General features: G+C 63.9%; 12 protein-coding genes. 5 read left to right on the top strand and 7 right to left on the bottom strand.

The features are described from left to right. Positions 1 to 30 precede the first annotated feature (30 nt). On the bottom strand, positions 31 to 723 hold the full coding sequence (locus tag JQ597_RS14940; protein WP_312010979.1) for an endonuclease/exonuclease/phosphatase family protein: 693 nt from the start codon (positions 721 to 723) through the stop codon (positions 31 to 33). Then, positions 720 to 2,753 carry a VTT domain-containing protein gene (locus JQ597_RS14945; RefSeq protein ID WP_212265031.1) on the bottom strand — a complete coding sequence of 678 codons (2,034 nt, stop codon included), beginning with the start codon at positions 2,751 to 2,753 and terminating at the stop codon, positions 720 to 722. Before JQ597_RS14945 ends, JQ597_RS14940 begins: the two co-directional genes overlap by 4 nt. Positions 2,754 to 2,962: 209 nt before the next feature. Between JQ597_RS14945 and JQ597_RS14950 the strand changes: the two genes are divergently transcribed. Together JQ597_RS14950 and JQ597_RS14955 are read left to right on the top strand one after the other, a co-directional pair. Next, a complete protein-coding gene (locus tag JQ597_RS14950; RefSeq protein WP_212265032.1) occupies positions 2,963 to 5,026 on the top strand; it encodes an ATP-dependent helicase in 2,064 nt (687 codons plus the stop codon). Between the two features lie 283 nt (positions 5,027 to 5,309). Next, complete coding sequence (locus tag JQ597_RS14955; RefSeq protein ID WP_212265033.1) at positions 5,310 to 5,546, top strand: hypothetical protein; 237 nt, start codon at positions 5,310 to 5,312, stop codon at positions 5,544 to 5,546. A 109-nt stretch (positions 5,547 to 5,655) separates the two neighbouring features. Here the strand turns inward: JQ597_RS14955 and JQ597_RS14960 are convergent, their stop codons facing one another. After that, positions 5,656 to 6,828 (bottom strand): fumarylacetoacetate hydrolase family protein, encoded by a 1,173-nt coding sequence (locus JQ597_RS14960; RefSeq protein ID WP_212265034.1) that lies wholly within the window; start codon positions 6,826 to 6,828, stop codon positions 5,656 to 5,658. A gap of 69 nt (positions 6,829 to 6,897) precedes the next feature. Further along, positions 6,898 to 7,785: a LysR substrate-binding domain-containing protein gene (locus tag JQ597_RS14965; protein WP_212265035.1), complete on the bottom strand. Its 888-nt coding sequence runs from the start codon at positions 7,783 to 7,785 to the stop codon at positions 6,898 to 6,900. A 133-nt stretch (positions 7,786 to 7,918) separates the two neighbouring features. Between JQ597_RS14965 and JQ597_RS14970 the strand changes: the two genes are divergently transcribed. Then, positions 7,919 to 8,701, top strand: coding sequence for a 2-keto-4-pentenoate hydratase (locus JQ597_RS14970; RefSeq protein ID WP_212265036.1), 783 nt, complete (start codon positions 7,919 to 7,921; stop codon positions 8,699 to 8,701). A 10-nt stretch (positions 8,702 to 8,711) separates the two neighbouring features. Here JQ597_RS14970 and JQ597_RS14975 read toward each other — a convergent pair whose 3' ends face one another. After that, on the bottom strand, positions 8,712 to 9,317 hold the full coding sequence (locus JQ597_RS14975; protein WP_212265037.1) for a TetR/AcrR family transcriptional regulator: 606 nt from the start codon (positions 9,315 to 9,317) through the stop codon (positions 8,712 to 8,714). 100 nt (positions 9,318 to 9,417) lie between these two features. Here JQ597_RS14975 and JQ597_RS14980 point away from each other — a divergent pair, with 100 nt between their 5' ends. Both JQ597_RS14980 and JQ597_RS14985 read left to right on the top strand, forming a co-directional pair. Then, positions 9,418 to 9,924 carry a tautomerase family protein gene (locus JQ597_RS14980; RefSeq protein WP_212265038.1) on the top strand — a complete coding sequence of 169 codons (507 nt, stop codon included), beginning with the start codon at positions 9,418 to 9,420 and terminating at the stop codon, positions 9,922 to 9,924. A gap of 26 nt (positions 9,925 to 9,950) precedes the next feature. After that, positions 9,951 to 10,730: a crotonase/enoyl-CoA hydratase family protein gene (locus tag JQ597_RS14985; protein ID WP_212265039.1), complete on the top strand. Its 780-nt coding sequence runs from the start codon at positions 9,951 to 9,953 to the stop codon at positions 10,728 to 10,730. Between the two features lie 193 nt (positions 10,731 to 10,923). On the opposite strand, the gene JQ597_RS14990 is transcribed toward JQ597_RS14985, so the two are convergent. Together JQ597_RS14990 and JQ597_RS14995 are read right to left on the bottom strand one after the other, a co-directional pair. Then, the gene (locus JQ597_RS14990; protein WP_212265040.1) at positions 10,924 to 12,435 is read right to left on the bottom strand and encodes a threonine/serine exporter family protein; all 1,512 of its coding nucleotides are present in this window, start codon (positions 12,433 to 12,435) and stop codon (positions 10,924 to 10,926) included. A 162-nt stretch (positions 12,436 to 12,597) separates the two neighbouring features. Beyond that, the gene (locus JQ597_RS14995; protein ID WP_212265041.1) at positions 12,598 to 13,680 is read right to left on the bottom strand and encodes a zinc-binding dehydrogenase; all 1,083 of its coding nucleotides are present in this window, start codon (positions 13,678 to 13,680) and stop codon (positions 12,598 to 12,600) included. Positions 13,681 to 13,694: the final 14 nt, after the last annotated feature.

Here is a 13,694-nt window from a genome sequence, read left to right on the forward strand (position 1 = left end):
CGATCGCACAGTTGGAATTATCAACCGATATCACAAATTATCATGAGAAAACGCGATGTCCGCAATAACCGGCAGATGGTCTGAACAACTCCTCGCCTCGTGATCGGTCCACGCCTTCACAATCGTCCCGCTCGGGGTGGCGTAGACGCGGTCGAGGCGCAGGACGGGGAATCGCGACGGGAACGTCCGCAGGCGCGTTCGAACCGGACATCGCGCTGCCAGGGCCCGGCGCACGGACTTGAACCAGAACCAGTCGTTGAAGTCACCGAGGACGATGGTCCATGGCGCATTCACCAGCGCGGCGAGCGCCTGCGCCTGCGCGTAACGTTCGTGCATGCTCAGACCAAGATGGGTCGCCACCACATTCACCTCGCCGATCGGCGCGAGGATGCGCGCGGAAATCGCCCGGCGCGGTTCCCTCTCCTGATAGGAGACGTCGGTCACTGTGGGTTCGCAGGCGAAGGGCCATCGGCTCAGCAGGACCTGGCCATAGTGACCATCCTGCGTGACGATCGAGTGGGCTTCCACGCGGTGCTCGCCTACGGCGTCCGCCAGCCGTCCGAACACATCGTCGAGGCGTCCGCGCGAGTCGACTTCCTGCAGGGCCACGACGTCAGGCGACCATTTCTCAATGACCGAACAGACACCTTCAAGGTCGAAGTCGGGATTGAGATTGAACGTGCCGTGCACGTTCCATGTCATCACGCGCAGCGTACCCGTCACGTTCGCCGACCGCTCAGCCAGGTCACCAGGAACTGGACCGCGAGACAAACGGCGATCCACAGCACGATGGTCAGGCCGAGCGGCACGATGTTCGACCATGAGGCATTCCTGGCGAAGTCCGCGATCTGCGCGCCCAGCGCGGCCATCGTGATGATGCCCGGCGCCATTCCAAGCAGGGTTCCGATCAGAAAGTCGCTCAGTCGGAGCTGGCTCGCGCCAGCCAGAAGGTTGACCAGCGTAAAGGGAGCGATCGGGACCATCCGGATCATCGCCACCGCGACAACGCCGCGGCCGGTGATGCGGTTCTGAACGCGCAAGGCGCGGGCGCCGAGTACCGCCTGAAGGCGTTTGTGACCCATGAGACGGCCGATCATGAACAGCAGCAGCGAGCTCAAGAGGACCCCAACCGTGGCGCTCAGGGCGCCGATCCAGGGCCCCAGCGCCGCCGCCGTCGCGGCAATCAGGACGATCACCGGAAATACCACCAGCCCGCCCAGCACGAACAGCGCAACCGCATACAGCGGCGCGAATGCCGATTGCGCGTGCTGCGAAATCAGCGAGGCTACGTATCCGAGATCGGTGTAGTTGCTCAGCGGCGTATAGCGCCAGGCAAGGGCCAGTCCCGCCAGCGCGGCCGCGGTGCCGGCCGCCGCCATCACGGTACGCCCGTTCCACATCCGCCGCGCGGCGCGCTGGAGGTTGAGCGGATGCCTTGGATCCGCGAGCGGCTGGACGATGCCGATCAGCGCCGGCGCATGTTCGAAATCGATCGGCACCAGCGCCCTGCCCGCGCCACTCGCCGCATGGCGGTCGATAAATCCAAACAAATCGTCCTCATTGTCCGCGATGACAGCTTCGTCAAGCCCGCAAAAATGCCCGATCAAGCGGCGCCGCTGGCTGCGGATGAAATCACGGTGACGTTCGGACGTCGCCTCGAACGCCAGGTCGCATTCGGTATCCGCCCCCATGGAGCGGTTGTTGATATTGGCGGAGCCGACGCGGAGAAAGCCGTCGTCGACGATCATGACTTTGCTGTGCACCATCACCGCTGCGGATGATTTCTCATCGGCGACCGACGGATAAAGGATACGAAGGCGATCGGTAACCCCGGCGGCAACGAACGGATCGAGGAAGCCTTCCCGGCCGCCCTGCATCGCCTGGGATTCGAACCATGACGAATGCCCCTTCGGGGTCACGATGAGAACACGCAGCGCGGGAACGTCCAGCATCCGCCGCGCCAGCGAGCGCGCGATCTCGTTGGCGCTGGTGAACTGGTTCTCGATATAGATGAAGCGGTTCGCCGCGTTGATCGAGGCCTCGAACAACCGGGCGACCTCATCTATTTCCTCGCAGGTCTCGGTTTTCGGTTCGGTTCTCGCGATGCCGGCCGTAATCGCTTGCGCCTGCGCCGGTACGGATGCCGGCCAATGATCGCCTGCGACGGGCAGCAAAGGTTCGCTGGTGCAGCCGGCCGCCGTCCACCTCGCCATTGCGATTTCGCCGAGCGCGGCTGCCGCCGGGCCCTCGACCATGCACTGGACATCATGGAATGGCGGGTAAGGCTTGCCGTCGGGATCGCGGCGCAACGGATGGTCGAGACGGTGCTCGCTGGTGTCCCACCTGCGGATCGTGAGGTCGAGGCCACCGACGAAGGCGATCGCATTGTCGGCCACGACGATCTTCTGATGCTGGGCGGAGCCCAGGGGCAGACAGGCATCCAGGCAGAAGCAAAGTCGTCCGTCACAGCCCGCGGTGAATTTTGCAGCGGAATTCCATTCGCGCTCCGCGGCATACAGCGCCGCGAAATCCCAGGTCAGGATGTTGATGCGCAGCGCCGGCTTGCTCTGCAGCAAGGCCTTCAGGAAGGCGCCGAGCTTGACCGGCAATCCATCTTCGGCACGGCCTGACGGCCCCACCAGGTCGGTCTCGCTGTGAATATCCCAGCCGACGATATAGACCTGCCGCTCCGCGCGGAGCAGCACGTCCCGCAGGGCCGCGAAATATTCGGCCGCGTCGTTCAGCACAGCCACCCGGCTTGCTTCGCCCTTTTTCCAGATGGTCTGGCCAGGGACGAGAATGGATGCACGTTGAAGCAGTTATCACCTCTGCTGAATGAGAACGCATATCCCATTCAAACGCCCTGGAACTTGCTGAGTTCCCTGCCCGGCAGTGGCGCGGGATCATTGCGAACAAAGCGAGAATCAGTGACCGTTGATTCGCTCCTGGGGACGAACCATTCGTGTCAATTGCCGCTGCCTATCTCGACAATCTCAATCCGGAACAGCGCCGCGCGGTCGAGCATGGCGCGATCGGACCGGGCCCTGTTGCGCCGCTCCTGGTGATTGCCGGAGCTGGATCCGGCAAGACCAACACGCTTGCGCATCGCGTGGCCCACCTGATCGTCAGCGGTGCCGACCCCCGCCGCATTCTTCTCATGACGTTTTCACGCCGTGCTGCATCCGAAATGACCAGGCGCGTTGAGCGGATCGCGCGGAAGGTGATGGGTGACAATGCCGGCGTGATGACCGATGCGCTGGCCTGGGCAGGCACCTTCCACGGTATCGGCGCGCGTCTGCTTCGCGAATACTCCGACCAGATCGGCCTCAACCCCGCCTTCACGATCCACGACCGCGAGGACTCAGCCGACCTCATGAATCTGGTCCGGCATGATCTCGGCTACTCCAAAACCGAAAACCGTTTCCCGACCAAGGGTACGTGTCTTTCGATCTACTCGCGATGCGTCAACGCCGAGGCGCCGATCGAGCAGGTTTTGGGGGCTTCATTCCCCTGGTGCGCCGGATGGGCAGCCGAATTGAAAGAATTGTTCGCCGGCTATGTCGAGGCCAAGCAGCGCCAGAACGTGCTCGATTATGACGACCTGCTGCTCTACTGGGCGCAGACCATGAAAGATGCTGAAATCGCCGACGATATCGGCGGCCGCTTCGACCATGTCCTGGTCGATGAATACCAGGACACCAACCGCCTGCAGTCGTCCATTCTGCTGGCACTCAAGCCCGGCGGCCACGGCCTCACCGTCGTCGGCGACGATGCGCAGGCGATCTATTCATTCCGCGCTGCGACGGTGCGCAACATCCTCGACTTCCCGACACAATTCTCGCCACCGGCCAGCATCATCACGCTTGATCGAAACTATCGGTCGACACAGGCCATTCTGGCCGCGGCCAATGGCGTGATCGATCTGGCCCGCGAGCGCTTCACCAAGAATCTCTGGACCGACCGGAATTCGGGGACAAAACCCCAGCTTGTCACGGTGCGCGACGAAGCCGACCAGGCGCGCTGCATCGTGGAACGCGTTCTGGAGAACCGGGAGTCCGGCGCGCGGCTGAAGGAGCAGGCCGTTCTGTTCCGGACATCCAGCCATAGCGGTTCGCTGGAAGTCGAGTTGACCCGGCGCAACATCCCCTTCGTCAAGTTTGGCGGCCTCAAGTTTCTCGACGCTGCCCACGTCAAGGACATGCTGGCGTTGCTGCGCTTCGTCGAGAACCCGCGAGATCGTGTGGCCGGCTTTCGGCTGATGCACCTGATCCCGGGCGTCGGCCCCGCCTCGGCGCAGCGCGTGCTTGATCACATGGCCAACGATCCCGATCCGATTGCAGCGCTTGCCCGGGCGCCAATCCCGCCGCGCGCCGGCGAGGACTGGAAAACATTCACCGCCGTCATTGCGGACCTGCGCCGTTCAACCTGGCCTGCCGATCTCGAACGCGCGCGTTTGTGGTACGAACCGCATCTGGATCGAATTCACGAGGATGCCGAAACCCGCCGGGCCGATCTTGTCCAGCTTGAACAGATCGCGAGCGGATATGCTTCCCGTGAACGCTTCCTCACCGAACTGACGCTCGATCCGCCCGACGCCACCAGCGACCAGGCCGGGGTTCCCCTGCTCGACGAGGACTATTTGATCCTGTCGACGATTCACTCTGCCAAGGGCCAGGAGTGGAAGTCGGTGTTCGTGCTCAATGTGGTCGACGGCTGCATGCCCTCGGACCTCGGTACCGGAACGACGGCCGAGATCGAAGAAGAACGACGGCTGCTCTACGTCGCCATGACCAGGGCCAAGGATGATCTGCATCTTCTCGTCCCACAGCGTTTCTTCACGCACGGGCAGCACGCGAAGGGCGACCGCCACGTCTATGCGTCGAGAACCCGTTTCATTCCCGATCGCCTGCTCGCCTTGTTCGACAAGACGACCTGGCCGCTCGCGGTGACGGGAGCCGCTTCCCGGCCCGCAAGCAACGGTCCGCGCATTGACGTCGGTGCTCGCATGCGCGGGATGTGGCGGTAGAGCGTTTTCCAGCCAAGTGGACACCGGGTCGCGTCAAGAAAACGCGTCAAAGCAGAATCTAGAGCCCCGTTCCGATTCCATCGGAACGGAAAAGGCTCTAGTCCGCTGAACAACACTCAGGCATCTGCCAATGAGATGGGCAGTTCGCAGAGCTGTGCTGGTTCCAATTGTCTTATGTTTGCAACAGGTGCGGCGAAAATTTCCGGCGACACAATCGCGCCGCACGAAAATCCAAATTGAAAACGCAACTGGTCTCCGATCGACGCAAATCAGGGGACACTGAATGCGACAACAACGAAATCAGATGAATGGCGATGGGGAACCGGGTGGCTACAGTTTCTTCTTCCAGATCGCGAATGACGGTGAACGTCGGGCCTGCTGCGTCAAGGTCGACGCGCCAAGCATGCAGGAGGCATCGGTTCTGTTCCGCGAGAAATGGCCTGTCATCGAAGAGATGGCGCGCGACGGCATCAAGGGCGGCACCGTCGACGACGGTGTCATTACGCTCGTGATGCCGTAATCACAGACATCGTAGGGTGGGCAAAGGCGCCCTTGCGCCGTGCCCACCATCACCTGCACGAAGCGAAATGGTGGGCACGCTTGCGCTTTGCCCACCCTACGAAGCAACGCTACAGCACCTTCCGCTTGGCCAGGTTCCGCATCAGTTCGCCGATGCCGAACGTCCAGGGCTCGCATTCGTCGCTGGTGCGCATGCGGTTGACAAGCTTGCCAAGCTGCGGCGCCGAGATCGTGACGATGTCGTCGCGCTTGTGGGTAAAGCCCTCGCCCGGCGCATCGCGGTCTTTCACGGGCGCGAACATGGTGCCGAGGAACAGCGCAAAGCCGTCGGGATATTGATGCACCGGCCCGATGGTCTGGGCGACGAGGTCGGTGGGATCGCGGCTGATCTTGCTGATCGAGGAATGGCCGTCGAGGACAAAACCGTCCTGTCCCTTCACGGTCAGCCCGACATCCATTTTGCGCACGTCATCGAGCGAAAAACCATTGTCGAACAGCCGCAGCAGCGGGCCGACGGCGCAGGAGGCGTTGTTGTCCTTGGCTTTCGACAACAGCAGCGCCGAGCGCCCCTCGAAGTCGCGAAGATTGACGTCGTTGCCGAGCATCGCGCCGACGATCGCGCCGCGGCTCGACACGACCAGCACGACTTCCGGCTCCGGATTGTTCCAGGTCGATTTCGGATGCAGGCCGGCATCCATGCCCGTGCCGACGGAAGACATCGTCGGCGCCTTGGTGAACACTTCGGCGTCCGGACCGATGCCGACTTCCAGGTACTGGCTCCAGGCGTTCTGCTCGATCAGCACCGCCTTCAGCTTCATCGCTTCGCCCGAGCCAGGCTTGAGCTTTGAAAGGTCGTCGCCGACCAGCCGCACCACTTCCTTGCGGATCGCTTCCGCCGAGGCCGGATTGCCGCGCGCCCGCTCCTCGATCACGCGCTCCAGCATCGAGATCGCAAAGGTGACGCCGGCGGCTTTGAGGACCTGCAGGTCGAGCGGCGCCAGCAGCCAGGGCTTTGCCCTGTCGCGGCGATCGGGCGGCGTGTTGGCGACGATGCTTTCGAGATCGCCGACCCGCATCCCCGCGGTGTCGCGCAGCGCGTTCGCGGGGTTGGCCTCCTCGCACAGCGCACTGACCGTCGAAAAGCTCGTGCTGACGTCGAACACGCCGTCATTGCGAACTGCAACGACCGCGGGGCCCGCCACGTCGGGCAAAAACACCCGCCCAACCAGCGTGCCATTGGCGCCGTCTTGCGGTAGGACGTCCCTGGCGGTCAGCGTGATCATCGAAAGTCTCCCCTACCCTTGTTCTTGACCGGTGCGACAATACGCAATCGGGCAGACCTGACAACCCGGCTATGTGGCGCGGTCTCTCGCCAATCGTCGCATCAACCAGTCCGCGAAGGTGGACAGCGCCGGCTCGTCAACAAGGCGCGCTTCGTACTGCAGCACGAAGGAACGGCGGGTGGGACGCACGACCGGATGAGCGATTACGAGTTTGCGCCGCATGGGATCGTGCGGCAGCAGCGCCTCGATCGCGATCGCCGCACCCATTCCAGCAGCCGCCGCCTCGATCGCGAGCCCGATGCTCTCAAAGCTGCTGCCGCCCTGCGCCGGCACCGAACCGAAGCCGACATGGTCGAGCCAGCGGCGCCAGTCGTCTGGCCGCGGACGCGCATGCAATAGGGGCACCGCGGCAAAATCGAGCGGCCCGCGCTTGAGCCAGCGCGGCGCACAGACCGGAACGGTCGATATCGGGACCAGGGGATGGGTGATCAAGCCGGCGCGCGGCGCGGCGTCGGACACCGCGATGACGGCGTCATAGCGGCCGGGCAGCAGGTCGAGAGGATTCGGACTGGTGTGAAGATCGATCGCGAGTTCGGGATGCGCGGAGCGGAGTTCGGTCCACAGCGGCAGCAGCATGCGCGAGACGAAAAAGCCGTAGACGCCGATCGACAGACGCCGCAGCCGCTGCAGCCGGACGCCGCTGGCGCCGTCGGCGATGCGATCGAGGCCGTCGCGCGTCGCCAGCGCCAGCGCCTCGCCCGCCGACGTCGGCGTCAGGCCGGTGGCCCCGCGCAAGAACAGCGCCTTCTGCAGATGTTCTTCCAGCGCGCGCACGTGCCGGCTCACCGCCCCCGGCGTGACACCGAGTTCTTCAGCCGCGCGCGTCATCGAGCGATGGCGCGCGGCAGCTTCGAACGCGCGGATCGCATGCAGCGGGGGCAGACGGCGCCAAGACATCGAGCGACTATGGCATCTGTTGAGTTTAACTCAATACTACTGGCAAAATAATCGTTTGCTAGGAGCAAAACACAATCCTAAAGGCGGGTCACAGCGCCCCGGAATGCGGGGCCTCCTTCCTCGAGGTGATCCGATGGATGACGCCCGCCAGCATGAACTCGCCCGCCTTCTCGCCGCGCTTCGCCGCGACGGCCGCCAGCAGAGCGGATTGGCCACGAATCTCGTGCCGCCCGACAAGGCGACGGCCTATGCCGTGGCGCGGCTTGTCGAGCACTATATGGAACGGGAGGTCACGGGTTGGAAGATCGCCGCGCAGAAGCCGGCCTTGCAACGCGCGTTGCGCACGGACTCCCCGATCTACGGCCGCGTCTACGCACCGATCCTGACATCGCCGGCCAGCGTCGAGCATGCCAAATGCTGCAGCCCGATCCCCGAGGTCGAATATCAGGCTCGGCTCGGCGCCGACCTGCCGCCACGGGAAAAGCCCTACAGCGTCGAGGAAGTGACCGAGGCGGTGGCCTCGCTGCACACCGGGATTGAACTCGCCGAATGCCGCTTCGTCCATGACGCAGCGTTTCCGCCGCTGCCTGCAATCCTCGCTGACGGCTCCGGCGCCGGCACGATCATGTGCGGACCTGCGATACCAGACTGGAAAACGCGCGACGTCGCAGGTCAGTTGGTGACGCTGACCTGCAACGGCACGCTGCGGCGGCAGGGCATGGCGGCCGAAGCACTCGATCACCCGATGATCCCGCTGGCCTGGCTCGCCAACGAATTGTCGCGAACCGGCATCGGGATGAAGGCCGGACAGACCGTCAGCACCGGGACGCTGACTGGCATGCTGCGGCCAAAACCCGGCGAGACTTTTGTCGCGGATTTCGGTCCGTTCGGGACCGTGCAGGCGACCTACCGGTGAGGGTGGCACCTCACTCCTTTCGCAGCGCCGCCGCCAAAACCTGTTCCAGTTCCTGCCTGACATCATCGAGCGACTGTGCGTTGCGCGCCGCACGGCACATCGCCACCGTGCCCTCGACGGAGGCGACGATCAGCGTTGCCAACCGCCGCGCCCGCGCCGGGGTCACGCCCTCGCGCCGCAGGCCGGAGTCCATGATCTCCTGCCAGTCGGCAAAGATGCCGTTCGCCAGATCGAGCAACACCCGCTGCGACGCAGGATCCGGCGCGCCTTCGGCATCGTTGACATATTGCTCGACCGCGACCGCCAACACCGGGCATCCCGCCTGGAATTTGGTCTTCTCCAGCGTCTGCCGCCACAGCGCGATGAAAGCGCGCAGGCCGTCTTGCACGCCGCGGTTCTCGGTCAGATGCCGTAACGGTCCGCTGACCTGGCTGCCGGCAAAGGCGATGGCGTCCTCGACGAGTTGCAGCTTGCCGCGCGGAAAATGATGGCTGATCGAGCCGCGCGGCGTGCCGGTGTGGCGGACCACCTCGCGCATGCTGGTGGCGTTGACGCCGCGGCGGCTGATCAAGTCGGCGGCGCCAGCCACCATGTTGGCGCGGGTATTGGACGTCATGAGCCCTCTCCTGTTGCCGATCTTGTACACTATGACGCTTGACATAGCCAACGGCTTCGAACTATGTCATATGACATAGTCGATATTTAGGAGGAAGCGGATGACCTTCATTCATGTAATGGCCCCGCAAGGACGGCTGAATGTCGAGCAGCGTCGCAAGCTCGCCATAACGCTGACCGACGCGGTGCTGGTGCCGGAGGTCGGCAAGCTCTCGCCCGAGGCGCGCCGCGGCTACCAGGTCTGTTTCAGCGAGCGGCCGCTCGACATGATGGCACATGGCGGCGAATTGCTGTGCGACAAGGCCAGCGACGCCATGCTGATCGACGTCGCGGCCATGGATTGCTGCTGGACACGCGAGGACCGCGCCAGGGTGATCCGCAATTTGTTCGCGGCGCTAGCCGAGGCCTGCGGGCTGGAAAAGCCGTCGCCGGCCTGGTGGATCAATTTCCGCGTCATCGATGAAGGCAACTGGGGCTCGCGCGGCGGCGTGCTGTCGTTCCTCGACCTTCTGGATCAGGGGCCGTCCGCCTTCGCGCCGGAGCGCGCGGCCGAGTCAGAACCGCCCTCGCCGTCCGCTACGAACGATAATCGTCGCATCCGGCATTGATCGTATTGCGCAAGAGGAACATCGCCATGACAACCGAAGGCACGATCCGCACCGAAACGCACGGCCGCATCTTCCGAATCATCATCGACAATCCCGCCAAGAAGAACGCTTTCTCCCCCGCGATGATGGAGCAGCTGTCGGACGCGCTGACCGAACTGCACAACAACGACGCGCTGTGGGTCGGCGTCATCTCCGCCGAAGGTAACGACTTCACCGCGGGCCTGGACATGCCGAAATTCTTTGGGCCCAACGCCGAGAAGCGCAACCTCAAGGAAGGTAACGTCGACGTGTTCGGGCTGCAGAAGCGCTGTCGCAAACCGATCGTCACCGCCGTGCAAGGTATCGTGTTCACGATCGGCATCGAGCTGATGCTGGCGGGCGACGTTGTCGTTGCCGCAGACGACAGCCGGTTCTGCCAGATGGAATCCAAACGCGGGATTGCACCGTTTGGAGGTGCACATTTCCGTTTCCTGTCACGCATGGGCTGGGGCAACGCGATGTATCATTTAATGCTGTGCGACGAGTTCAGTGCGGCGCGGGCGCGCGAGATCGGCCTGGTGCAGGAGGTGGTGCCCGCCGGCCGGCAGATCGAGCGCGCACTTGAACTCGCAGCAATCATCGCCAAAAACGCGCCTCTCGGCATCCAGGTCACCAAGGAAGCAGCCGCCAAATATATCGAACACGGCGAAGCAGCCGCGATCGGTTACATTCCCGCGATCCGCGACCGGGTCCTGCACAGCGCTGACGCCCGCGAAGGCATCCAGTCCTTCATCGAGCGCCGCGCCGCCGTGTTCCAGGGGAAATGAATTAGCGTATCAGCGCAACGGGTCCAACATGGTCTTGGTTTGCCGTTCCGGATTGGCCAATCCGCAAACGCCTGCGCGACGCCGTCGATGCCGACGCTTGCGGCGACCAGCGAGGCCGCATCGACCTCGCCTTTCGTAATCAGGCGCAGGGAATAGGCGAATTCGTCCGGCATATAGCGCGGCGGCCACGACGCTAACGCGCCGATCGAAGCGCGGTCAGCGTTGCCAGCATTTTCGCCCGATCGGCCGAGTCCTGATATGCGCTGACCAGTGCGATGGCGTCATCCAGTTCGGCCGCCGCAGTGCAGCCATGGCGCGCCAGCCACATCAGATTGGGCAGCTGCTCGCTGGTCCCGAGCCGTTGCAGCAGTTCGGAATAGGGCCGCGGCTCGTCGGCCGGCGCCGGGCGGTAGATTTTTGCAAACTGGGCGTGCAGCTCGCTCAGCGCGTTCATGCACAGAGGCTGCGTCGCCTCGAGGTCGAGCCTGACGAGGAAGCGCTGCAGTTTCCAGCGGCTTTCCTCGTCGTATTTGTCGCGCAGGATTTCGACGGCGTCGGCGGTGCGGCTGCCCACCTGGCGGGCGCCGGCCAGCGCCTGCGCCTGCAGGCCCGCCTCATCGACAAACCTGAGCCATCCCCGCAAATGCGACTGCGCGTTCAACATCGAGAAGCGCTCCGGACGCTCCCGCGCAGTTCGTCCCAATTGTTTGGGGTGACGAAGCTCGGCCAGGCGATGAACGTCGTAGCTGGGGTCGGTATACGCCTTCGCCATGGTTTCCCACGCCGTCGATTCCGCATCGCAGGAACAGCCATATCCGACCAGCCAGCCCATCGCGGCGAGCGCAGCGGATACCTGGTCGGCGATCGCGGCATAGGGTTGGGGCTTGGCGCTATCAAGCATCAGCGATTCAGCGCGCTTGCCGAGCAACGCGCGGGCTTTCGCACACAGCGCCGGCGTCGGATCGAGATCGAAGAAGGCGAGGTAGCGAAGCGGAAAGTCACCACGCTTAAGCATCGCTTCGGCCTGGACCTGACGCTGATCGAGCTTGCGAATATCGTCGAGCACCTTCTGTTGCTTGGTCCCGTCACGCGTGTCGAGGAACGGCGTCCATTCCCATAGCGGCGCATTGGCCGCCACGCGCGCGAGATCGGTATCGTATTGCTGCAGCCGGGCGGCCTCCTGATCGTCCACCGCCTTGCGCATGTGCGACAGCGGCCAGATCGAGAGGCAAACCGCAACGGCCATCGCCAGCAGGGCGCCGCCCACAATCCGGATGGTGCCTGTGCGCAACCGCGCAGCCGACAGCGCGAACAGACACCACATAACGATCAGCGGCGGAACCAGCGCCGGAACAACGATTGGCCACAAAAACGGCGAGACGAAAGGCCGCGAAAGCAAACCGGCGGCCGCGGACGTAACGAGACCCGAAGCCGGAACGATGACAAGCGCGGCAATTTTAGCGGCCCGGGGTGCTACACCTCTGGCGCCGGCGAGAATCGTCAGGACCATCAGCAGCAGCCACAGCACGATCATCTGGATCGCGGCATAGGCCTGCGCCAGGCCGTTGCCCGCCGGATCGCTCTGGCCGAGGCTGGCCACGGTCACCAGCTGCAGGGCCCATAGCAGGAGAATGACGACGCTGAGGACGATACCGGCGGCGATCGCACCGACGGGAGGTTTTGGCAGGGCTGGTGTGCTGTTCATCGGCCCTGCCTAACACACGGATCACGTCGTCGTCCCGGCGAACGCCGGGACCCATAATCCCGGTCATCTGTTCTTGAAAGAAACCGTCGAGCATTGTGCTCAACAACTACTGCCGCGGCGTATGGGTCCCGGATCGCGCTTCGCTTGTCCGGGACGACGGAATCACCGCCACGGCTCCACGATGATCTTGGTATGCCGCTCCGGATTGGCCAGATCCGCAAAGGCCTGCGCGACGCCGTCGATGCCGACGCTTGCGGTCACCAGCGAGGCCGCATCGACCTCGCCTTCCGCGATCAGGCGCAGGGAATAGGCGAATTCATCCGGCGTGTAGCCGAGCACATATTGGACGTTGAGCTCTTTGAGGATGCCGAGCATCGGCTCGGAGCGGTCGGTCTCCATGCAGACGCCGACCACGACGATGCGCGCATCGCGCGGCGCGCCTTCGAACACCTGCTGGATCACGCCGGGGATGCCGACGCATTCGAAGATCAGCGCGGGTTTCAGCGCCGGCAACAGGGCCTGCAGCGGCGGCCGCGCGGCTTTTTCCTCCGGCGACATCGCGGCGTGCTCGGCCCAGGTCGTGTAAGGTTGGGTGCGCGCAGGGTCCACGACGATGTCAGCGCCGAGCTTTTCGGCCAGCGCCCGGCGCGCCGGCGAATAATCCGCGGCCACGATCGGGTGCAATCCCCTGATCTTGAGTGCGGCGATCACGGCGAGCCCGACCGGGCCGCAGCCGATCACCAGCGGCACTTCGCCTCCTTTGATATTGGCTTTCGCAACCGCGTGAACGCCGACCGCCAGCGGCTCGGTCAGCGCCGCATGCTCGGCCGCCAATCCGTTCGGAACTTCCAGCAGCAGCGCTTCGCTGAGCAGCATGCGCTCGGCATAGGCGCCGACATTGTCGTTGGAATAGCCGATGCCCTGCGGGCCTTCCGCGGTCAGCAGCGCCGGCAGCGAACATACCCTGGTGCCGGCCTTGAGTTTTCGCGTGCTGCCTGGGCCGTAGTCGAGAATTTCGCAGCAGAATTCGTGGCCGAACACGACGTCGCGGGAAAGGTCCATCGGCTTGCGGCCGGGAAAATGTTTTGCAAGTTCAACCATGCGGTGGGCGTGCTTGCGCGCATGCAGGTCAGACCCGCAGATGCCGCAGGCCAACGATTTGACCAGCACCATGCCGGGGCCCGGCTTGGGCTCCGGCATCTGGTCGACGACGATCTCACCGTTCCGGAAGATTGCAGCCCGCATTGGCGTTCTCTCCT

Source organism: Bradyrhizobium sp. AUGA SZCCT0177 (assembly GCF_018130125.1).
In the GTDB taxonomy this organism is placed as follows: domain Bacteria; phylum Pseudomonadota; class Alphaproteobacteria; order Rhizobiales; family Xanthobacteraceae; genus Bradyrhizobium.